The organism is Lacibacter sp. MH-610 (genome assembly GCF_045780045.1).
Taxonomy (GTDB): Bacteria; Bacteroidota; Bacteroidia; order Chitinophagales; family Chitinophagaceae; genus Lacibacter.
This window is the reverse complement of sequence record NZ_CP116002.1, coordinates 3,304,715-3,322,443: the sequence shown is the minus strand read 5'-3', so window position 1 is coordinate 3,322,443 and position 17,729 is coordinate 3,304,715. Positions and strand designations below refer to the sequence as shown.

Genomic DNA, 17,729 nt, shown 5'->3' with positions numbered 1-17,729 from the left:
GCAAGAAATCCCACACGGCAGCAATACCTGAACGTTCTTTGCAATGCCGCTGACGGTTCATTATTCAGCGACATCATTTGTATTTGTTTTTTGCCCACGCTTCTTACCCAGCTTATGTTTTTCAATCAGCTTTTGTAGTGCTTTATTTATCTTCATCTTTTCTTCATCTGTAAAATCTGTTGGGTTGTTTCTACTATTGAAACCACGTATCTTGAACTTGTGGCTTTTTATCTCTGGCAGAAATTCAGCAAAGAATGGATCGGCTTTTATATAATCAAACAACTTCATTTGAATATAAATTCAGGCAAATCAATTTTTTCAACAGGAAAATCTTTGTAAGCATCAATATAATGTTTACTACATCCAGCAGAATATAAATCTATCATAACACCAATTTTTAATCTTTCTCTCATACTTTCAGTGAAATCTTCTGGCAGCAAATCAGTGTATGTTTTTATGAATTTATCAACTGTTTTTTTGCTGAAAGAGACCCTGCCGCTTTTTGTCTCATAACCATATTCAGCGCAAAATTGTTCGGCATTCATAGTTGCATTCCTTTAAATTTTAAAGGAACTTTATATCCAACCTCACATTCATTACTATCTGAAAAATATTCAGGCAGCTTACCGTCTTTAACATAAGCCCAAAGCCTGTGAGTTAAGCCTTCATCGTCATTGCCTTCATTTCTTACAAGGCATAAACGCTGGTTATCTTCAAGCGTTGGGACTTCTTCAATGGTATCATAGAAACTGCTATCTTCTATATCCCCAAATTCGTCAATAGTCTCAACTGACCATTCATAAAATACTTTGTTTGGCATAATATTTATCGTTTGTTTACACAAAGATACGGAAACTTTTTGGTTTCACCAAATTTATTTTTAAGAGAGATGCTCCGCAGCTTCAAAAAACAAATACAAACCCAGCTTTATATCAGTAAAACTCATATCTCTAATCATCTTTTAGTTCTTAATCCGGTCTGGCGAATCACAGAATATCTGCACTTCGCCAAGCCCTGTTCGTTATGCCCCATTGCTGGCTGCATAAACGCTATTCAGCTTTAGAACGACTTCGTGACTAGGCTTTTTAATCTTTCCTCTTTCTAATTGCGATAAGTAAGCATTAGATATTCCAGTCAACTTCTCAACGTCACGAAGTGTCATACCTGCCTTTGCCCGCATCAACTTGAAATCCCGCAACGATGGCATAACATTGCATTGCCGCAATTTGGCTTCATACCATCGCACAGCGTGAATAAAGCTCACCCTTGCAACGTCCTGCTCTTCTTTAGTATTCCAAGCGGCTGCATAGCTACGAGCCACAGTAAGTAATTCTTCATCAGTAATATTCATAAGACTTTTTATTTTCAAGTGCCAAACTACAGCAATGCTTCAACGTAAGGCAAAATTTGCCACTACACAGCCCTTTCTGCACACGGGGCATCGCTGTTATTCATAACCATTTATCACTGGTACAAAGTGGCCCATCCCTGTTTTTGGTTTGAACATCATTTTAGTTGGTATATATTCCAGTTCTATATGAATGTTTGCGGGGCCATTTCTCCATTTTCGTACAATTAAATCCCTTTCATTTTCTGTACTAAATCCTGTGACAGAATTTTCGGTAATGCCAGTTAAAAAATCACTATGCAGAAACATAATGACATCTGCATCTTGCTCCAAACTACCGCTTTCCCGCAGGTCGTAAGGCATAGGGTAGCGATCTTGCCCCTTTCGCTTAGTAACCTCACGACTTAACTGTGCTAAGGCTATAACAGGTATTTGATACTCTTTTGCCATTAATTTTAAACCCCTGCTGATGGCTGATACCTCTTGCTCCCGATTGCTGTTTTTTTTATTATCTGGCTCTACAAGCTGCAGGTAATCTACAATAATCATATCTACTCCGTAGCGGTGCTTTAAAATGGCGGCCTTGGCTTTTATATCGTGAATATTTACGCCTGTCTTATCAGAAATAAATATGGGAAGCCTGGCGGTGCTTTGGCTGACTTTGTTGTAAAAGTTTTGACGCTCCCGCTCATCTTTAATCAACCCCCTGAAAATGACATTAAAATCAGTTTGGGTGTCAATGCTGGCAATTCTGGCCGCCACCTCTGCATTACTCATTTCAAGCGATATGAAACCCACCTTTTTACCAGCCCTTGCGTTTGTGATAGCAAGTTGACCTGCGTAAGCAGATTTACCCACCGATGGCCTTGCGCCAAACACTATAAAATTGCCGGGGAAAAAGCCGCCAGTTTTTTTATCAAGTTCAGGGATCATAGTTGTAATACCCATACCCCTTGCCTGTTCCATCATTTCCTGATGCTTTAACAGGTTTACAACACTCACTTCCATGTCCTGCCAGTCTTGGTTTGAATCACCACTGGCAAGTTGGGTAAGTTTTTCATTGATTTGTTTAATAACCTCAAACCGGTTAGCATCTTCACTAAACCCTGACCGTGTTAATTTAATCAACTCCCGCTCTTTCCACATTTCCTGCAGAATTTTAGCATGGTATTCAAGGTGTGCGGTGCTTACAACGTTGTTGATAAGCAGTGTGCAATAGTATGCTGTGTTGTGCTCAGCCAATAATTCCAGTTTTTTCTTTCTGATAAGCACATCAACAACGGTTAACAGGTCAATAGGGAGCGAATGGTCAAACATGTTTTTAATAGCCCACCACACCCATCCGTTGGCTTCTGAGTAAAACATTTCCTGCGTTAAAAAACCGTAGACTCTTCCCACTGCTGTTTTTTCAAGCAGGCAGGCACCAAGAACGGCGGCTTCTAAATCAGGCGAATAGTGGATGTTTTTTTGATACATTACGAAATTTTTCTAAGTGGAACAGTGGTTATTTGTGGTTTTTCAAATTTGATATTTGAGGCCCATCTGTTACATAATGCTGCAAGGTTTTCAATTTTTTTGCCTTCGTATGCGCTTATCATTTTCCCTACTTCCAGCCTTAAATCTGCATCCGGAATAAATACAGGGGCAGCCCTGCGCAAGTATTCAAATGCTTTTTGCTCGTCTATTTCTTTGTCTTTTACTTTATCTTCTTCTTTTTCTTTACCCCCATTTATGGGGGATAGATGCCCCATAAGGTTGTATTTTTTAAGTATAGAAGAAACCGGTTTGTACATTTTGTTTTTAACAGTTAGTTCCCCATATTGAAACGTAATAAAGTCTGGGATGAACCACATATTACCCCCGTTTATAACAAACACTTTTTCTCCAAATGCCTTTAGTGCCTCTGTTTTATTTATTTTAATCCCAAGCCTCAATTCAGCTACTTCAATATCTACGTGCCAAACACCGGCATGGTCACAATCGTCAAGTATAAACAACCAAAACAACTTTAGGTGCGGTGTTAATGATTTGATAAAAGGCTTTTTCCACTTATCACAGTCTGTCATTCTTTTTGCCATTCTGTTGTTTTTATCAGCTTACAATCAATTCAATTCCTTCCTGTATGAATTTTTCACAGTTGCGCTCCCAATAAGTAGCGGGTGTTCTGTGTGCTTTTTTATTTGTAACCTTCCTGGTGCCAATGTTGATGATGTAAAAATCTTTAGCAATACCGGCTACAACACCGCCCCACGCACGACCATGAGCGGGTAATTCAAACTCTACCTGTGCTGCATAGCTTCTTATATCCTCCGTCATAAACCGCTTGTGAAGGGGCAGGAATTGTTTTAGGATAAACTTCCTGGCTTTATCACTCCAACCTGGAGTAACAGCGTTTGCGTGGTCTATCGCCTGCTGCATACCATGCTCTTTCAGCCTTTCTCCTTCGGCTATTTCATCAAGTATTGATTTTTGAACGTAGCTCATTTTGTTTCTTTTGGAATATACGGTTCAACTAATCTTTCTTTTATTACTTCACAATCTGTAGGATACACAAACTGACAAGGGTTTACCTCAAATACCACATATCCTGTTTCAGTTGCTGGGTTGTACCCTTTTACCTTTAATTCGGCTTCATACTCAGCGTTTTTTTTATTGGCATACCAAATACCCGTTTTCTTGGTTGATGTGATACGGATGGTGTATATTTTTTTCATTAGGATGTTTGGTTTTTCTCCACCTGAATAGTTTCCCCTCTGTGAATGGCCATACACACGTTTTCTATCATACTCTGTTGCTCAGGGTTCATTCGTCTTACCATTTCCTTTATTTGTTCTACAGTAAACGGGTCTGCTTCTGTAACCTGCTGCTCAAACTTTTCAAATTTTTCTTTGCTGAAAATGTTTTTAAACCTGTTGAGCGCAAAACTGCTGTCTGCTGCTGCTCCGGTGCACACGGAGCGAACAAAATGCGGGAACGTATAGTCTGAGGCTAAATCACGAAACAGAAGTCTTGCTGCCGCTAAGTGCTTACAGGCATCATATAGCATAGAAGCCTGTGTGGGTGTTGGTTGATATTTCAATTTTGTTGATTGCATTTCTTTGTTTTTAATTCCATGCTGTTCTAACCGCATCCCGTTCTTCCTGATTAGTGCGCTTATCCCATCCGGTTACTTTCTTAAACAAATCAGCATCCCATTTTTTAGTTTCAGGCTTAATGAGCTTATAGGGTACGTTGTTTTCTTTACACCATTCTTCAAAGAGTTTACCTATTGCTTCGTTGTGGCCAACGTTTTTGCCAATTTTACCAGCAACACTTTTGTTGGCTGCAAAGTGATGGATTGACTTATTTAACCAACCGGCTTCAATACAAATAAGCAAAGATGTTCCTGGTAACTGCGCCAGTTTTGTTTGAACTTCCAATCTTTCAATTAACCGAAAGAAGGGTAGTGTCTCCAACTCCTCAATTACCCACCCGTTTTTGAACGGTGTTTTAGTGAGGACGCAGAACCCAGAGGCTTTTAAATCCGGGTCAACACCGATACGTACCAGAGTTTTACTCATGCAAAAAAAATAAGCTGCCTACTTTGTTTCAGCAGCTTTTAAGTTGTTATTTGTTAATAATTACAAGGCCATCACAAGACTGTAACTCCGTGTTGAAAATATCATCAATCTGTGATTCCATGGCTTCTTTGAGGCCAACAGATTCAAGCCAGAACTGCACATCACCATTTACCACATCAAAGCATATTTCAACTGTAATGTTTTGTGGAGAAAATCCTTTGTAGATAGGAATGGTAATACCAAACTCTTTAACAAGCCCGCCATCATCAACCGTTTTTACATCATGCAGGCTTCTTTTGTTACCCTGGTTATCTCTTTCCTGCTGAATTTCTGTTTCGCTTTTAATACGAAGTTTTGAAAGACCCAGTAAAACCTGTGCATGTTGATTTTTGTCGGGAAAAAATAAGCGGTTGAAGCGCAACAGGTCAAGTAGTTGCTTGCGGCTGAACTTTGTAACCGTGTTTATGCCAAACTGTTTCAACTCTTCTGATTGTTCGAGTTTTGCAGTAACAGAGGCGCCGTAATAATTTTCCGGGTCAAGCTGCAGTGTAATTGTTCTGCTGTGCTTATCAACTGTTACGATCGCTTTGTTTTCATCAATAAACTGCGAACCGTGTCCTTTTTGTCGTTTTTTGATAAATGCAGATACGGAGCGAATGTCACCAATAATTTTAATGATGTTGGGTTCTCTCAGCGGCAGCGGTTCAACCGCATTGCCCTCACGAATGATTAATTCGCCATTCGTGTTTTCGATTTTCAATTCAAGTTTTTCCATTACTGATTAACTGCTTTTGAGAGTGAAAAAATAGTTCCTTGCTTTTCTTCGGGACGGAGGCGGCGGGAGCCCACGAGGAAGCCATCAGAATCGTATGTTTCCATCATTCCGTCATCGTGGTTTGCCATGTGAAACAGGGTGCCGGTTACCTCTGTTTGTTTGGTTTTAATTTCTGTAAGCAAGGTTTTGTTGATTGTTTTAAGAGGATCCATTTTTAGCTTAAAATCATCTTTCACCTCTTTCAGCTCATCTTCAAACTTGTTTAGCCGGATGCAGTTATCGGCCAAGTCTTCACGCCTTGCTGCCAGTTCTTCCGGCGTAAGTGTTTTTTGATACGTGGTTTGCTCCACCTTTGATGCGTTTTCCTGCATGAGAACGTATCGTTCTTTTTGTGATAGTTCTGGCATGAATTGTTTTGCCATGATTTATTTTTTAATTGTTATGAAATGATTTGTTAGTTAAACATTACAAGTGGCGCTCCCGGTGGAGCAATATCAATTCCTAAATACTCTTTTGCCCATGTGATAATTTCATCAGCTTTTGCCGCAAAATCCATTTTATCCTGAGCGCTGGTGCTTTCTATGATTTCAATTTCCTCAACTCCGTTGCTGATTTTTTTCTTAAAAAACAGCGCCTTCAAAACCAGTTTTGCATCATCGTTTGTTTTTACATCTGTGTAACCTGCGTCATACAAAGCAGTTTTTACAATTGGAAGTATGGCATGTAGCCATGCGTTTTGGCTGAGTGTTCTTTTTTGCTTACGCTTTATTTCTACCTGGTAGGTGCCATCTTCTGCCGCCGCCCAATAATCTTTTAGAGATTGAGTGTTGGTGAAACCTCCGTTGCGTTTGTGTATGTAGAACACGTTACTCATTATCCATATATTGTTGATACCTCCTTTCTCTTTCTTCGTCCTGCTTCAAAAACTGCTGATACCTTTCTTCGCCTATTTCTTTTCTAAACTCCTGCTCCCATCTTAGCTTTTGAATCCAAACAGGAACGTGTTGTTTTCTTTTACTGCTGGGAACGGGTTCAATTGCTAATGAAGGGTCGTCCTGTATGGCTTTCCAGTAAGAGTAGCTCATGCGGGTTGTTTTGCGGATTCAAACGTTGCCTTTTTTGCATCCTTAGCCTGTACAATAGCCGGGTATTTAATGGCCATTGTTTTAGCTTCTGTAAATACTTTTTTAAGTTCTTCCTCTGTTGTACAGTTGTTGATAGATTGAATCCATTGCTGCACGGCTTCTTCATCTTCTTTTTGCTGATCTACCCCGTTTTCGCACCAGTTCTTTATCAACCCTCCCGTTTCCTCTGTAATTATAAACGGCTGCTTATCCATAAACAATCCCGTCCTGTCTTTGCTTGCGGTGCAGTAGTGTGATGTTTCAAGGTTAAAGTTTATGGTTACTTCATATTCAAATCCTTCACGGGTAACTTCTTTAAGGCCTACTTTTACAACCTGTGTTTTATTGCCCTCTTTAACCATGTCGTAATCCTGCTTTCTTCTTACTGTTGTTATTACGTGGCACTTGCTTTGAAGTATTGCATCAATAAAGGCCTGATGTCTTGGTGTAACTTTAGCCCATGCTGTGTAAGAATTTTTTGAAGTGCTTGCTTGGGTTACCTGGTCGGCTATTTCAAGGCACCCGCCCTTACCATCCCATTCATGCGTAATGCTATCAATGATTATACACTCCATGCCAGCATCTTCGCACGTTTTGATAGCTTGAATATATCTTTCCGGAGAAAACGGAGCAGACAATTCAACAGTATTAAAATCGCCTAAATTAGAATAAAGGGAGGCGCTGCCATTTTCTGTATCAATTACAGCTATTTTGTTCCAGTCTCCAACCAGCCCTTTTGCAAGTTTTAATGCGCTGTATGTTTTACCCCCGCCAGATACGGCAGAAAGACCGAGCCTTAGTTTTACTTTTTTACGTGTTGCTTTTTGTAGTTGCATATAATTTTTTGTTTTACGCTGCTTTGTTTATTTGTTGCTGGTTGAAAATTTCTTGTGCTAACATTTGACAATGTTCAATAACACCCATCCAGTCGCTTATCAAAGAAAGATCGGGTGCCAGCCCTCCTATGTGTACGCCTATTGTATTTGTTTCTGGAATGATTGCACAAGTTGCTTTTACGGTTACGGAATATTCTGCCCCTGCTATTTTTTTTAAGAAAAAAGCCGGAATGTTGTAATCAAATGAACAAACTACTTTACTCATGTTTTTTTATTTGATCTACATGTTTTGGTTCGTAGTGATTGCCCACCCATGCTGTTAACCTGGCCGCATCTTCCCACATAGAGAATGTACAGGCCTCTTCTTTTTTACTTGTATCGAGCGGTACGTGTTCTGCAAACTCACAGAACAGTTCCCCAGTTTTTGTATTGAGCAGGTACCACATCATTTTCTCCTTGTTTTTACTCCTGCGGGTATCACCGTTTTATCAGGATTGTTTTGATCAATGGACGGTTCAAAATTTGGTTTTGGGTTGGCGGCGTAAAACTCTGCAGGATGGTATGACCTCCCGTTTAAGTTTATCAAACCACCAACAACGCTTACTGGCTGCTGCTGCCATGCGTTTTTAGCTTCTAAATACTCTGAAATGTTGTTGTAGATCATCTTTTTTTATTAAGGGCGGCTACTTAATTCACCGCCCTTTGGGTTGCTAATTCGGGTTCATTGCTACTATTCTTTAACCCCCTCTATTGGCTTCGGCTGTCCCTGCTTTTTTTCACGGTCTCAAACAGCGTTGACCGTACCGTATTGTTCGTAGCATCTGCTGTAGTTACTTCGTTACTTTAATCTTATACGTTTGTGCCCTCCCGCCAATAAATACTAATTAAAGAACATGAACCCCTCTCTGTATGGTTGTGGAGAAGGTTGGTATCGAACCAACATCTAAGGATTTTCAGTCCTCCGCATAGACCAACTTTGCTACTTCTCCGTGTTGGCGCTTCAGGTTGATTGGTGCAAGGAGTTATGAAGTGGGACATAACACCGGCCTGAACCCTATACTGCACGAACGCCAATTATTTCAAATAACTTTTTTCAATTAAGGCCGCTGAGTAGAAACCCTGCGGCGTACGATTTTGCTTGCCATATGAATCATCAAAAAAAATGTTCAATATCATCACTTCGGTTTATTGGAGTGTTCACCGCCCAAAGAGCAAGCCCAACAAGTAAAAGAAGCGCCACAGCAAAACATGCAAATGCAATAATCAAAGTGTTCATATCAATATTTTTAAGTTTAAAAGATGCCAGGCTAAGAGTAGCCCGGCCAGCCTACCTATGCTTTGGGTATGTACCCAAATCTTTCTACTCTTTTGTAAGGGTCGTAATTATGGTTTTTCCTTAACCCAAATATTTTAATAAGCCACCGCATTCATTCTGTTTTTAAAGTAAACGCTTGCCAATTCCTGTATATCTTGTTTAACTGCCGCCCAATCAATAACTGCCGCCACATCATCCATTGTGGTTTCTTTATCAATTGTAATAAAGTGCCCACCTATTTGCTGAGTTACCTTTACGTTGATAAAGCAATCCGGCCTTTTGTTAAGGGTGTAGTCTGCCGGTACGTTGTAGGTGAATTGATATATCATATAATCTATTGTTTGAAAAGATTAAAGCTCATGCCAACGGTTGCGGTTACGAAACGTGGTGAGTAGTTGCCGGAGACAAAGAAGGTTCCACGGTCATAGTGCATGAAGTGATAAGCACCACCTATGCTCCACGTTTTACTGTTCATTTCTTTGTTTTCGTTAGATTTATGAACCCACACATATCCGGCATACAAATGCAGCCTGTTTCCTAAAATGTAACCTGCACGGGCATTAAATAATGATGGCTGGCTGTTATCAATCATTGATATGTACCCAGCACTCATAGTTACATTGTTAGTGCGGATGCCAACCTGCAGTTCTCCGCTCAAATATTTACCCGTCATGCCGGGCCCAAACGATGTGTACAAATGCTGCCCTTGTGATGTAAGGCAAAACAGCAAAAGAAAAAGAGAAATGAAATTTTTCATATAGCAAGTGTTTGTTTAATACTGATCGTTTATTTGGTTTTCAATAGCTGCTTCCAGCTTTTGTTCAAACGTTTTTATTTCACGCTCAATAATACTGTTGCCATCAACAAACAGCCTTTTACTGGTGCCAAACATTATTTTACGCCACAGTTCAGAAGCCGTAAGCTCATCATCCACGTTGTGTGTTGTTTCCTGTATGTTTTGGTTTTGATTCATCGGACTTTAAATAGCTGTTTATGATTTGCTGATGAACTATTGTTTTCAAAAAATCAACCAACTCATAGTGTTTTGCTGTAGGAGTAAACTTCCCGCTTTGTGGTATTGACAAAGCCTTATCCATGTTGTAAATTTGTTATCCCGATTACTTCTTCTACTAACTCGTCCGGGTTCCTGCCCATGTGATTTGCCACCAGTGTAACTACTGAGTATTGATTAAGTGTTGCTGTGTTTCTGTTGATTGCAGACAATAAAGAACCGGGTTCAATACCCATTTCTTTTGAAACCTCTGCAAAACAGTCGGCATCTCCCTTTATGAAATCCAACGCCTCACTTGTAAACCTCTTTGCCATAAATGATTGTTTTATTATATTGCTGCATTAGCGAAATGCTATACAAATATAGAGGTCAATATTTACTCAACAAGGGTCAATATTTCCTTTAACAAAATTTTAACAAATGGACGGCGCAATATTTCATGCGTTTGTTGAATCGAAAGATTTGGTAAAAAAAGACTTGGCTACTGAGCTTGGGATGTCAAAGCAAAATCTTTTTCAGTTGTTCAAAAGCAAAGACTTTGAACCTGAAACCATTATAAAAATTGAAAACAGATTTAAGAAGAAATGGGAAGCAATAAAAAAAGAAGTAAATATTGACTTAAACTCAGAAGCGCTTGGTCAAGTATTGACAAATGTAGAAACAACTTATTTGACACGCCGAAGAAACCTAAAGAATGGAAATCAATCACCTGTGCCTATGTATGGAAGTTTCAGCACTTTGGGAAATATTGAGGTTTTTGATGATGATAAAAACCGTCACAAAGTAGTTGCCCAATTACCATCAGAAGTATTTCCCGGATGTGATTTTGCAGAAAAAGCAAAGGGACAAAGCATGTATCCCTATATTATGAATCAAGCCGTGCTGGTTGGTAAAACCTGTACAATGGACGGAATTGTGTACGGAGAAATTTATACCATCAAAACGAAAAGCGGGATGGATACAACTAAATATGTTCATCCAGCTAAGCAAAAAGGATATGTTAAGTTAGTAGCATACAATAAAAACGTTCCCGATCAAGAAGTACTGATTGATGATGTGATTTTTGCTTATAGAGTACATTTCATCATAAACCCCACATAATATGAAAAAGCGCTTTTGCACATTAGTATTTATTTTATTGACTTTTTTCTATTGCAAGTCTCAAACTTTTGAATATCCTCACTGGATAGATAAGAAGGTTGATTTCATGGGCAATAAGGTAACATATAAATCAGGAGAGGCTATTGTAGATATGGTTAAAGATTGGCGTGTACAAATTTTAGGGGCTGATAACATGGCCTGTTATAACAACATTGTCATTGATGTTAAGGGAACTTACTCTGGCTCGCTTGGTTTTGGTAAAACATATTTGTTTGAGTATAGTGATCGCTATTCTTATGGATTAGGTGTTACAATAACCTATGGAAGCAAAACAGAAAAAGGCGAAAACATTACCATTATTTTTAAGTTTAAAAATGTAGCAAGCAACGAGCCTGAATCTATTACTGTAATGATTACAAAAAATGATGGTCAAGAGATTAATTTTGTTTTAAAATGATCCGTTTTGCATTCACATACGAACGACTGAGTGATGAAGGTGCTATTGATACACAAACAAAGTTGATTGAGGAATATTGCAGCCGTAATAACATCATCATCAAAGCATCTTTTACAGATGATGGTGTGAGTGGTGCCACGTTTAAGCGAAAAGGCTGGCTGCAACTGGAAGCGGCCCTTAAAAAGCAGCACAAGGAAATTGACTTTATTGTTATGCGGGATACCACCCGTTTTGGCCGTACTGACTTCATCGAATCTATGATGAAGCGGACGTACATACAGAACCAGTACGGCGTTAAAATTCTCAACCTGGATGATAACCCGGAAGTGAATGTGAATGATCTCATGGTTCGGCTGAAACAAACCTTTGAATCATTCTACGCACAGAAGCAGCGGGAAGATACCAGGGACTGGATTATTCAACGGCAAACCAGCATGAAGCGGCAGGGCTATTATCCTCACCGGGCTCCGCTCGGTTACATGAACGCAAAGGATGATAAAAAGAACGGTGTTATTTGTATAGACCAAGAAAAAGCACCAGTTATTGCTGAAATGTTTAAACTGTTCGTTTCAGGTAAAGGGCAAATGGAATTGAAGGAATGGCTGAAAACAAAGGGCATACAGGTTAAGGGCCGCTCCACTGTAACCCGTATGCTGCAGAACCCTATTTATGCCGGTTACATTATGGTGCCGCCCACTACAAAATCACAAGGTTTTATTGAGAAGGGAAGGCATGAGCCGCTAATACCGAAGCCTCTTTTTGATGCGGTGCAGGTTCGGTTAAAACGCAAAAAGCCGGTACGTCATGCTGATGATGAGGTTTATTTGCGTGGTGTGTTGTACAGTGAGTTCGGAAATAAGCTGAGCAGCAGCCGGAGCCGGGGTAAGATGGGCAAACTGTATAACTACTACATTGACCCAAAACATGGCATTAATCTGAACGCTGATAAACTGCATGCTCAATTTGATGCTATATTGGAAGTGTGCACATTTGAACGGGAAGAAGCGGAGTGGATGAAAAGCCAGGTGCTTGCTACTGTATTGCAGGAAATTGAGGACGGCACTAAAAAAGCGGATGGTATCAAAAAAGACATTGCCTTGCTCAATACCCGGATTGCTGAGGTGCAAAAAAAATACCTCACTACAGAAGGTGTAAGTGTGGACGTTTACAAAGAAACGATGGCGGAGTTTAACAGCCGCAAATCTGCTTTGGAACACGAACTGAGCTCATACCAGCTCAGCCGCTCCTATTACATTGAGGTGGTGAATGACGTGTTTAACAGTCTTACCAATTTAAAACAGGTGTTTCACCAGATACCCGTTGAGCGCAAACATGACTTTGTTAATTTGATTTTTGGCGGGTTTCTGTATTATTCCCACAACTGTTTCCGAACTCCTTACCTGAGTGAACTGATCGCTTCTAAAGAGTTGATTTTAAAAGAGAAAGGGCTGCTTATTGTAGAGCAACCCTTTGTGAGATTGGAGAGTAAGTCTCCTATGTACCACGTACGGGATTCGAACCCGTGATTCCTCCGTGAAAGGGAGGCGTCTTAACCCCTTGACCAACGCGGCGGAAAACCTTGTTTCGGTTTTGGGACGGCAAAGATAGGCCGCCTGCAAATTGCACCCAAACTAATTTCTGTGTTTCATGCATTTTTTTTCAAAAAAGCAGCGGACTACACTTTCATCATCCGGCTTTTATACAATGGTATTACTGCCATCAGCTTTTGAAACCTTAAAGATCAGTCATAAAACTTCGCTTTTACGTACATTTGCGTCTCAATTTTCAATTTAAATCTTCACTACAATGAGTACAGTTAAAGTAGCCATCAATGGTTTCGGACGTATCGGTCGTTTGGTTTATCGCCAGATTTATAAAATGGAAGGAATTGATGTGGTGGCCATCAACGATCTCACTTCTCCCAAAGTATTAGCACATCTTCTTAAATATGATACCGCACAGGGCCGTTTTGATGCAGAAGTAAAAAGCACAGACGGTTCTATAATTGTAAACGGTGATGAAGTAAAAATCTATGCACAGAAAGATCCTGCTCAAATTCCCTGGGGCAGTCATGATGTGGACGTAGTATTAGAATGTACCGGTTTCTTTACCGATAAGGCAAAAGCAGAAGCTCATTTAACGGCTGGTGCTAAAAAAGTAGTAATCAGCGCTCCTGCTACCGGTGATCTTAAAACAGTAGTATTTAACGTAAACCATAATATTCTAGATGGAAGTGAAACAGTAATTAGCTGCGCCAGTTGTACTACCAACTGTCTGGCTCCTGTAGCACAGGTACTGGATGATAAGTTTGGTATTATAAATGGTTTGATGACAACCGTACATGCTTATACCAATGATCAGAACACACAGGATGCGCCTCATCCAAAAGGTGATCTGCGCCGTGCCCGTGCTGCCGCACAGAATATTGTGCCTAACAGCACCGGTGCTGCTAAAGCCATTGGTTTGGTATTGCCTAACTTAAAAGGCAAACTGGATGGCAGTGCACAACGTGTACCCACTCTTACCGGTTCATTAACTGAAGTAACAGCGTTGCTCGGCAAGAAAGTAACGGTAGAAGAAGTTAACGCCGCTATGAAGGCAGCAGCAAATGAAAGCTTTGGTTATACAGAAGATGAAATTGTAAGCAGCGATATCGTCGGCATTACATATGGTTCTTTGTTTGATGCTACGCAAACACGTGTACAGAGCGTAGGCGATACACAACTGGTACGTGTAGTTAGCTGGTACGATAATGAAATGAGTTATGTAAGTCAGCTCGTACGTACATTACACTACTTCGCTAAACTCATCAAATAATCCGATGAAACGAATTTTAATCTTTAAAGGATACCTCATAACCGGTATCCTTTTTTTTATTTTTTCCTGCAATGAGCCGAAAACAAAAGAAATAGCTGCAGTTAATCCTGAGGATTGTGAATGGTATGTGGTGCCGGAAAGTCCGCTCAACGGTGGTACTAAAAACAGGCTGGATGTTTATGTGCTGCGTTTGTATCCCAACAAAAGCTATCTACTTGCGGCCGACCTGATTTTTGAAACGGGCACATGGAGTTTTGATGATGATAAACAGTTAATGGTGCTTCGCAGCAAAACAAGAGATGGTTCAGAGCAACAGCGTTATGTAATGGATGAAAAGCAGAAAAACGGAAAAACACTTTTTACATTTTATAATCAATATCCGTTTACGGATGATGATAAGGATGAAGTGGTGGAAGTGAGGGCGCTGCCCAACCAATCTTCACGAAATCCTTATGATCTTACAATGCACACCTGGCGTAACAAACCGGCAACAGCAGAAACTCCGGAACAAATAAAAGAACGCACCTCAAACTACCTGCGTTTCCTCGAGGCTATTTACGCACATGCACAGGATAACAATCTTGAAAATCCGGGTGGGAGATGGTATCCCAAGCCTGTAAAATTTTTCAGCAACAAAGTGAGTATGGCTTATGCTGATGAGTTGACGGATTGGTACGACTGTTTTTACAACGAAGCGCAAGGTATAGAAGCTTACAAACTTTTGAGTGGAGCCCTGATGAAAGTAAAAATTACTGGTGATGATGATGTGAGCCGTAATCTCAACTGTGTAAAACAACTCATCAGTAACTTGTGAAAACTTAACACTCGTTACTTTTTTCAAACCTACATTCGTAACACTTAATTACAATTTATGAGCAAATTTTCAAACTTCAACTTTGCAGGAAAAAAAGCACTCATCCGTGTGGATTTTAATGTGCCTTTAGATAAAGCAAGTTTTGCTATTACTGATGATACCCGTATGAAAGCGGCTGTTCCTACCATCAAAAAAATTCTGAACGATGGTGGCAGTGTTATTCTGATGAGCCATTTGGGAAGACCTAAAGAAGGTCCGGAAGAAAAATCATCCCTCAAACATCTCATTCAACATTTATCAACGCTCCTCGGCGGTACTACAGTTTTGTTTGCCAATGATTGCATTGGTGAGCAGGCTTATCTCACAGCAGGGATGCTCAAACCCGGCGAAGTGTTGCTGCTGGAAAATCTCCGTTTTTATAAAGAAGAAGAAAAAGGTGATGCTGCATTTGCAGAGAAGTTGGGCAAGCTGGGTGATGTATATATTAATGATGCTTTTGGTACGGCACACCGTGCCCATGCAAGCACAGCAGTAATTGCACAATTCTTTACGCCTGAAAACCGCATGTTCGGTTTGCTGATGGAAGGTGAAGTGGCAGCAGCCGAAAAAGTATTGCTCAAAGCAGAAAAACCGTTCACTGCTATCATCGGTGGTGCTAAAGTGAGCGATAAGATTCTGATCCTGGAAAACCTGCTGGAGCGTGCAACAGATATCATCATCGGCGGTGGTATGGCCTATACGTTTATGAAGGCAATGGGCGGCACCATCGGCAAATCCCTTTGTGAAGAAGACCGTCTTGAAACAGCCAAAGCTATCCTGGAAAAAGCAGCGGCTAAAGGGGTAAACATTCATTTGCCCAGCGATAGTATCATTGCAGATGCGTTTGCAGCGGATGCCAATACTTCTGTAGCGCCCAGCAATCATATTCCTGATGGCTGGATGGGATTGGATATTGGAGAAAACGCCTGCGGTCAGTTCCGGAATGTATTGTTGCATTCTAAAACCATTTTATGGAACGGACCGATGGGTGTGTTTGAAATGGAAAAGTTTCAGCATGGTACCAAAACCATTGCACAGGCCGTGGCAGATGCTACAGGCAATGGAGCGTTTTCTTTGGTAGGCGGTGGCGATAGTGTGGCAGCCGTGAATGATTTTGGTTTTGCTGATAAAGTGAGTTATATCTCCACCGGTGGCGGTGCCATGCTGGAGTTTTTTGAAGGGAAAGTATTACCGGGTATAGCTGCAGTGAAAAATTAAAGAACAAGCTTAAAAGAAGTATAGCTCACTTAAAGCAACAGGGTATTCTTGGCGTCTTTGTTTTCTTTGCGCCTTTGCGTGAAAAAATTACCTGAGAGTTGCTATAATATAATTGTTCGCCCCGGGTTAAATGTTTTTGATCTTCTAAAACGTCAGGGTGTCAGGTTTTTATATCTGGCACCCTTTTCGTTCCCCCATATCCGTAACTCAAAAAGAAAACAGTTACATTTATAGTCAAATCAATTTAAGATGAAAACAAGTACTATCATTTTGCTGGCCGTAATCGGTGGTCTTTTATTATTTGGTGGCTGCGGCGCTGTAAACTTTCAGCGTAATGCAGTAACAGCCGAAGAAAACATCAAAGGAAAATGGGCAAATGTCGAGAGCGAATATCAACGCCGCTCTGATTTGATTCCCAACCTGGTGAATACTGTAAAAGGCGAAGCCAATTTTGAACAAACAACCTTACAAAATGTCATCAACGCAAGAGCAAGTGCAACTCAAATAAAAATCGATCCTACCAATTTAACTCCTGAAAAAATTGCGGAGTACCAGGCTGCACAGGGACAGTTGTCACAGGCATTGGGTCGTTTATTAATGGTAACAGAAAATTATCCCAACCTGCGGGCCAACGATGCCTTCCGCAATCTGCAAACACAGTTAGAAGGCACTGAAAACAGGATTAAAGTTGCCCGTAACGATTTTAATGCAGCTACACAAGGCTTTAATACGTTGATCAGGCGTTTCCCTAATAATCTCTACTCAGGTTTTATGGGCTTTAAAGAAATGGGTTATTTCAAAGCCGAAGCCGGAAGCGAAAAAGCACCCGAAGTAAAATTCTAACGAGCTCATGAGTTTTCTATCCCGACTTTTTCCCGCCAAACCTTTTTTTACGGATGAAGAGGAGCAGCGTATAGTGGCCGCCATTCGTGCAGCCGAAAAACGCACTTCCGGTGAAATAAGGGTGTTTGTAGAAAGCCGCTGCAGTTATGTAGATGCGGTGGACCGTGCTGCGGAAATCTTTTATGGTTTAAAAATGGAGCAGACAGAAGACCGCAATGGCGTGCTGCTGTACATTGCTACCAAAGATCACCAGCTGGCCATCTATGGCGATAAAGGCATTCACGAAAAAGTGGGAACAGCATTCTGGAATAAAGAAGTACAAAAAATTCTTGGTGAGTTTTCCAAACAACATTTTGCGGATGGAATCGTAACCGTTATTACAGAAATAGGGGAGGCATTGGTAACGCATTTCCCTTACGAAAATGAAGACCGTAATGAACTGCCTGATGATATTGTGTTTGGCAGATGAT

30 protein-coding genes and 2 tRNA genes are annotated in these 17,729 nt (G+C 40.5%); 8 read left to right on the top strand and 24 right to left on the bottom strand.

Annotation, left to right across the window (positions count from 1 at the left end; all coding sequences use genetic code 11):
* Nucleotides 1–60: 60 nt before the first annotated feature.
* The 23 genes from PDL71_RS15355 to PDL71_RS15245 all read right to left on the bottom strand — a co-directional run bounded on the left by PDL71_RS15355 (nucleotide 61) and on the right by PDL71_RS15245 (nucleotide 10,284).
* Nucleotides 61–288 (bottom strand): hypothetical protein, encoded by a 228-nt coding sequence (locus tag PDL71_RS15355; RefSeq protein WP_407522619.1) that lies wholly within the window; start codon nucleotides 286–288, stop codon nucleotides 61–63.
* Nucleotides 285–545: a hypothetical protein gene (locus PDL71_RS15350; protein WP_407522618.1), complete on the bottom strand. Its 261-nt coding sequence runs from the start codon at nucleotides 543–545 to the stop codon at nucleotides 285–287. The genes PDL71_RS15355 and PDL71_RS15350 overlap by 4 nt, the downstream gene beginning before the upstream one ends.
* The gene (locus PDL71_RS15345) at nucleotides 542–820 is read right to left on the bottom strand and encodes a hypothetical protein (RefSeq protein WP_407522616.1); all 279 of its coding nucleotides are present in this window, start codon (nucleotides 818–820) and stop codon (nucleotides 542–544) included. Before PDL71_RS15345 ends, PDL71_RS15350 begins: the two co-directional genes overlap by 4 nt.
* Before the next feature lie 201 nt (nucleotides 821–1,021).
* Entirely contained in the window at nucleotides 1,022–1,351 is a 330-nt protein-coding gene (locus tag PDL71_RS15340; RefSeq protein ID WP_407522614.1) for a helix-turn-helix domain-containing protein, read from the bottom strand.
* Between the two features lie 96 nt (nucleotides 1,352–1,447).
* A complete protein-coding gene (locus tag PDL71_RS15335) occupies nucleotides 1,448–2,824 on the bottom strand; it encodes a replicative DNA helicase (RefSeq protein WP_407522612.1) in 1,377 nt (458 codons plus the stop codon).
* Nucleotides 2,824–3,426, bottom strand: a complete 603-nt coding sequence (locus PDL71_RS15330; protein WP_407522610.1) for a hypothetical protein — start codon at nucleotides 3,424–3,426, stop codon at nucleotides 2,824–2,826. Before PDL71_RS15330 ends, PDL71_RS15335 begins: the two co-directional genes overlap by 1 nt.
* 13 nt (nucleotides 3,427–3,439) lie before the next feature.
* Nucleotides 3,440–3,832: a hypothetical protein gene (locus PDL71_RS15325; protein WP_407522608.1), complete on the bottom strand. Its 393-nt coding sequence runs from the start codon at nucleotides 3,830–3,832 to the stop codon at nucleotides 3,440–3,442.
* The gene (locus PDL71_RS15320) at nucleotides 3,829–4,062 is read right to left on the bottom strand and encodes a hypothetical protein (RefSeq protein ID WP_407522606.1); all 234 of its coding nucleotides are present in this window, start codon (nucleotides 4,060–4,062) and stop codon (nucleotides 3,829–3,831) included. Before PDL71_RS15320 ends, PDL71_RS15325 begins: the two co-directional genes overlap by 4 nt.
* A complete protein-coding gene (locus PDL71_RS15315) occupies nucleotides 4,062–4,442 on the bottom strand; it encodes a hypothetical protein (RefSeq protein ID WP_407522604.1) in 381 nt (126 codons plus the stop codon). Before PDL71_RS15315 ends, PDL71_RS15320 begins: the two co-directional genes overlap by 1 nt.
* Nucleotides 4,443–4,452: 10 nt before the next feature.
* Complete coding sequence (locus PDL71_RS15310) at nucleotides 4,453–4,908, bottom strand: hypothetical protein (protein ID WP_407522602.1); 456 nt, start codon at nucleotides 4,906–4,908, stop codon at nucleotides 4,453–4,455.
* 46 nt (nucleotides 4,909–4,954) lie between these two features.
* Nucleotides 4,955–5,683, bottom strand: a complete 729-nt coding sequence (locus PDL71_RS15305; protein WP_407522600.1) for a DUF2303 family protein — start codon at nucleotides 5,681–5,683, stop codon at nucleotides 4,955–4,957.
* The gene (locus PDL71_RS15300) at nucleotides 5,683–6,105 is read right to left on the bottom strand and encodes a hypothetical protein (RefSeq protein WP_407522598.1); all 423 of its coding nucleotides are present in this window, start codon (nucleotides 6,103–6,105) and stop codon (nucleotides 5,683–5,685) included. The genes PDL71_RS15305 and PDL71_RS15300 overlap by 1 nt, the downstream gene beginning before the upstream one ends.
* Before the next feature lie 32 nt (nucleotides 6,106–6,137).
* Nucleotides 6,138–6,557, bottom strand: a complete 420-nt coding sequence (locus PDL71_RS15295; protein ID WP_407522596.1) for a hypothetical protein — start codon at nucleotides 6,555–6,557, stop codon at nucleotides 6,138–6,140.
* Nucleotides 6,550–6,768, bottom strand: coding sequence for a hypothetical protein (locus tag PDL71_RS15290; protein WP_407522594.1), 219 nt, complete (start codon nucleotides 6,766–6,768; stop codon nucleotides 6,550–6,552). The genes PDL71_RS15295 and PDL71_RS15290 overlap by 8 nt, the downstream gene beginning before the upstream one ends.
* Nucleotides 6,765–7,643: an AAA family ATPase gene (locus PDL71_RS15285; RefSeq protein ID WP_407522592.1), complete on the bottom strand. Its 879-nt coding sequence runs from the start codon at nucleotides 7,641–7,643 to the stop codon at nucleotides 6,765–6,767. The genes PDL71_RS15290 and PDL71_RS15285 overlap by 4 nt, the downstream gene beginning before the upstream one ends.
* 13 nt (nucleotides 7,644–7,656) lie before the next feature.
* Nucleotides 7,657–7,908 carry a hypothetical protein gene (locus tag PDL71_RS15280; protein ID WP_407522590.1) on the bottom strand — a complete coding sequence of 84 codons (252 nt, stop codon included), beginning with the start codon at nucleotides 7,906–7,908 and terminating at the stop codon, nucleotides 7,657–7,659.
* The gene (locus PDL71_RS15275) at nucleotides 7,901–8,092 is read right to left on the bottom strand and encodes a hypothetical protein (RefSeq protein ID WP_407522589.1); all 192 of its coding nucleotides are present in this window, start codon (nucleotides 8,090–8,092) and stop codon (nucleotides 7,901–7,903) included. Before PDL71_RS15275 ends, PDL71_RS15280 begins: the two co-directional genes overlap by 8 nt.
* Nucleotides 8,089–8,307: a hypothetical protein gene (locus PDL71_RS15270; RefSeq protein WP_407522587.1), complete on the bottom strand. Its 219-nt coding sequence runs from the start codon at nucleotides 8,305–8,307 to the stop codon at nucleotides 8,089–8,091. The genes PDL71_RS15275 and PDL71_RS15270 overlap by 4 nt, the downstream gene beginning before the upstream one ends.
* Before the next feature lie 252 nt (nucleotides 8,308–8,559).
* A tRNA-Phe gene (locus PDL71_RS15265) sits at nucleotides 8,560–8,632 on the bottom strand.
* 421 nt (nucleotides 8,633–9,053) lie between these two features.
* Nucleotides 9,054–9,287: a hypothetical protein gene (locus tag PDL71_RS15260; protein ID WP_407522585.1), complete on the bottom strand. Its 234-nt coding sequence runs from the start codon at nucleotides 9,285–9,287 to the stop codon at nucleotides 9,054–9,056.
* A 5-nt stretch (nucleotides 9,288–9,292) separates the two neighbouring features.
* Nucleotides 9,293–9,715 (bottom strand): hypothetical protein, encoded by a 423-nt coding sequence (locus PDL71_RS15255; protein ID WP_407522583.1) that lies wholly within the window; start codon nucleotides 9,713–9,715, stop codon nucleotides 9,293–9,295.
* 15 nt (nucleotides 9,716–9,730) lie between these two features.
* On the bottom strand, nucleotides 9,731–9,931 hold the full coding sequence (locus PDL71_RS15250) for a hypothetical protein (RefSeq protein WP_407522581.1): 201 nt from the start codon (nucleotides 9,929–9,931) through the stop codon (nucleotides 9,731–9,733).
* A 116-nt stretch (nucleotides 9,932–10,047) separates the two neighbouring features.
* Nucleotides 10,048–10,284 (bottom strand): hypothetical protein, encoded by a 237-nt coding sequence (locus tag PDL71_RS15245; protein WP_407522579.1) that lies wholly within the window; start codon nucleotides 10,282–10,284, stop codon nucleotides 10,048–10,050.
* Nucleotides 10,285–10,390: 106 nt separating this feature from the next.
* On the opposite strand from PDL71_RS15245, the gene PDL71_RS15240 reads away from it, so the two are divergent.
* From PDL71_RS15240 to PDL71_RS15230, 3 genes are read left to right on the top strand one after another with little or no spacing between them, the layout of a single operon-like run.
* Nucleotides 10,391–11,071, top strand: a complete 681-nt coding sequence (locus PDL71_RS15240) for a S24 family peptidase (protein ID WP_407522577.1) — start codon at nucleotides 10,391–10,393, stop codon at nucleotides 11,069–11,071.
* Between the two features lies 1 nt (nucleotide 11,072).
* Nucleotides 11,073–11,528 carry a hypothetical protein gene (locus PDL71_RS15235; RefSeq protein WP_407522575.1) on the top strand — a complete coding sequence of 152 codons (456 nt, stop codon included), beginning with the start codon at nucleotides 11,073–11,075 and terminating at the stop codon, nucleotides 11,526–11,528.
* Nucleotides 11,525–13,054, top strand: coding sequence for a recombinase family protein (locus tag PDL71_RS15230; protein ID WP_407522573.1), 1,530 nt, complete (start codon nucleotides 11,525–11,527; stop codon nucleotides 13,052–13,054). Before PDL71_RS15235 ends, PDL71_RS15230 begins: the two co-directional genes overlap by 4 nt.
* Here PDL71_RS15230 and PDL71_RS15225 read toward each other — a convergent pair.
* A tRNA-Glu gene (locus tag PDL71_RS15225) sits at nucleotides 13,028–13,099 on the bottom strand. The two genes, PDL71_RS15230 and PDL71_RS15225, sit on opposite strands and share 27 nt — an antisense overlap.
* A 235-nt stretch (nucleotides 13,100–13,334) precedes the next feature.
* On the opposite strand from PDL71_RS15225, the gene gap reads away from it, so the two are divergent.
* The 5 genes from gap to PDL71_RS15200 all read left to right on the top strand — a co-directional run bounded on the left by gap (nucleotide 13,335) and on the right by PDL71_RS15200 (nucleotide 17,728).
* Complete coding sequence (gap, locus tag PDL71_RS15220) at nucleotides 13,335–14,345, top strand: type I glyceraldehyde-3-phosphate dehydrogenase (RefSeq protein WP_407522571.1); 1,011 nt, start codon at nucleotides 13,335–13,337, stop codon at nucleotides 14,343–14,345.
* Nucleotides 14,346–14,349: 4 nt separating this feature from the next.
* Nucleotides 14,350–15,159 carry a hypothetical protein gene (locus PDL71_RS15215; protein WP_407522569.1) on the top strand — a complete coding sequence of 270 codons (810 nt, stop codon included), beginning with the start codon at nucleotides 14,350–14,352 and terminating at the stop codon, nucleotides 15,157–15,159.
* A gap of 57 nt (nucleotides 15,160–15,216) precedes the next feature.
* On the top strand, nucleotides 15,217–16,416 hold the full coding sequence (locus tag PDL71_RS15210; protein WP_407522567.1) for a phosphoglycerate kinase: 1,200 nt from the start codon (nucleotides 15,217–15,219) through the stop codon (nucleotides 16,414–16,416).
* Nucleotides 16,417–16,665: 249 nt separating this feature from the next.
* On the top strand, nucleotides 16,666–17,259 hold the full coding sequence (locus tag PDL71_RS15205; RefSeq protein ID WP_407522565.1) for a LemA family protein: 594 nt from the start codon (nucleotides 16,666–16,668) through the stop codon (nucleotides 17,257–17,259).
* 7 nt (nucleotides 17,260–17,266) lie between these two features.
* A complete protein-coding gene (locus PDL71_RS15200; protein ID WP_407522563.1) occupies nucleotides 17,267–17,728 on the top strand; it encodes a TPM domain-containing protein in 462 nt (153 codons plus the stop codon).
* The last annotated feature ends 1 nt before the right edge of the window (nucleotide 17,729 follow it).

Bases quoted from the DNA above. Each gene is read 5' to 3' on its own strand.
- PDL71_RS15230 (WP_407522573.1), top strand. From the start codon at position 11,525: ATGATCCGTTTTGCATTCACATACGAACGACTGAGTGATGAAGGTGCT.
- PDL71_RS15260 (WP_407522585.1), bottom strand. From the start codon at position 9,287: ATGATATATCAATTCACCTACAACGTACCGGCAGACTACACCCTTAAC.
- PDL71_RS15295 (WP_407522596.1), bottom strand. From the start codon at position 6,557: ATGAGTAACGTGTTCTACATACACAAACGCAACGGAGGTTTCACCAAC.
- PDL71_RS15205 (WP_407522565.1), top strand. From the start codon at position 16,666: ATGAAAACAAGTACTATCATTTTGCTGGCCGTAATCGGTGGTCTTTTA.
- PDL71_RS15355 (WP_407522619.1), bottom strand. From the start codon at position 288: ATGAAGTTGTTTGATTATATAAAAGCCGATCCATTCTTTGCTGAATTT.
- PDL71_RS15270 (WP_407522587.1), bottom strand. From the start codon at position 8,307: ATGATCTACAACAACATTTCAGAGTATTTAGAAGCTAAAAACGCATGG.
- PDL71_RS15350 (WP_407522618.1), bottom strand. From the start codon at position 545: ATGAATGCCGAACAATTTTGCGCTGAATATGGTTATGAGACAAAAAGC.
- PDL71_RS15275 (WP_407522589.1), bottom strand. From the start codon at position 8,092: ATGATGTGGTACCTGCTCAATACAAAAACTGGGGAACTGTTCTGTGAG.
- PDL71_RS15320 (WP_407522606.1), bottom strand. From the start codon at position 4,062: ATGAAAAAAATATACACCATCCGTATCACATCAACCAAGAAAACGGGT.
- PDL71_RS15335 (WP_407522612.1), bottom strand. From the start codon at position 2,824: ATGTATCAAAAAAACATCCACTATTCGCCTGATTTAGAAGCCGCCGTT.
- PDL71_RS15340 (WP_407522614.1), bottom strand. From the start codon at position 1,351: ATGAATATTACTGATGAAGAATTACTTACTGTGGCTCGTAGCTATGCA.
- PDL71_RS15315 (WP_407522604.1), bottom strand. From the start codon at position 4,442: ATGCAATCAACAAAATTGAAATATCAACCAACACCCACACAGGCTTCT.
- PDL71_RS15345 (WP_407522616.1), bottom strand. From the start codon at position 820: ATGCCAAACAAAGTATTTTATGAATGGTCAGTTGAGACTATTGACGAA.
- PDL71_RS15200 (WP_407522563.1), top strand. From the start codon at position 17,267: ATGAGTTTTCTATCCCGACTTTTTCCCGCCAAACCTTTTTTTACGGAT.
- PDL71_RS15285 (WP_407522592.1), bottom strand. From the start codon at position 7,643: ATGCAACTACAAAAAGCAACACGTAAAAAAGTAAAACTAAGGCTCGGT.
- PDL71_RS15235 (WP_407522575.1), top strand. From the start codon at position 11,073: ATGAAAAAGCGCTTTTGCACATTAGTATTTATTTTATTGACTTTTTTC.
- gap (WP_407522571.1), top strand. From the start codon at position 13,335: ATGAGTACAGTTAAAGTAGCCATCAATGGTTTCGGACGTATCGGTCGT.
- PDL71_RS15325 (WP_407522608.1), bottom strand. From the start codon at position 3,832: ATGAGCTACGTTCAAAAATCAATACTTGATGAAATAGCCGAAGGAGAA.
- PDL71_RS15305 (WP_407522600.1), bottom strand. From the start codon at position 5,683: ATGGAAAAACTTGAATTGAAAATCGAAAACACGAATGGCGAATTAATC.
- PDL71_RS15290 (WP_407522594.1), bottom strand. From the start codon at position 6,768: ATGAGCTACTCTTACTGGAAAGCCATACAGGACGACCCTTCATTAGCA.
- PDL71_RS15240 (WP_407522577.1), top strand. From the start codon at position 10,391: ATGGACGGCGCAATATTTCATGCGTTTGTTGAATCGAAAGATTTGGTA.
- PDL71_RS15330 (WP_407522610.1), bottom strand. From the start codon at position 3,426: ATGGCAAAAAGAATGACAGACTGTGATAAGTGGAAAAAGCCTTTTATC.
- PDL71_RS15245 (WP_407522579.1), bottom strand. From the start codon at position 10,284: ATGGCAAAGAGGTTTACAAGTGAGGCGTTGGATTTCATAAAGGGAGAT.
- PDL71_RS15215 (WP_407522569.1), top strand. From the start codon at position 14,350: ATGAAACGAATTTTAATCTTTAAAGGATACCTCATAACCGGTATCCTT.
- PDL71_RS15280 (WP_407522590.1), bottom strand. From the start codon at position 7,908: ATGAGTAAAGTAGTTTGTTCATTTGATTACAACATTCCGGCTTTTTTC.
- PDL71_RS15210 (WP_407522567.1), top strand. From the start codon at position 15,217: ATGAGCAAATTTTCAAACTTCAACTTTGCAGGAAAAAAAGCACTCATC.
- PDL71_RS15250 (WP_407522581.1), bottom strand. From the start codon at position 9,931: ATGAATCAAAACCAAAACATACAGGAAACAACACACAACGTGGATGAT.
- PDL71_RS15310 (WP_407522602.1), bottom strand. From the start codon at position 4,908: ATGAGTAAAACTCTGGTACGTATCGGTGTTGACCCGGATTTAAAAGCC.
- PDL71_RS15300 (WP_407522598.1), bottom strand. From the start codon at position 6,105: ATGGCAAAACAATTCATGCCAGAACTATCACAAAAAGAACGATACGTT.
- PDL71_RS15255 (WP_407522583.1), bottom strand. From the start codon at position 9,715: ATGAAAAATTTCATTTCTCTTTTTCTTTTGCTGTTTTGCCTTACATCA.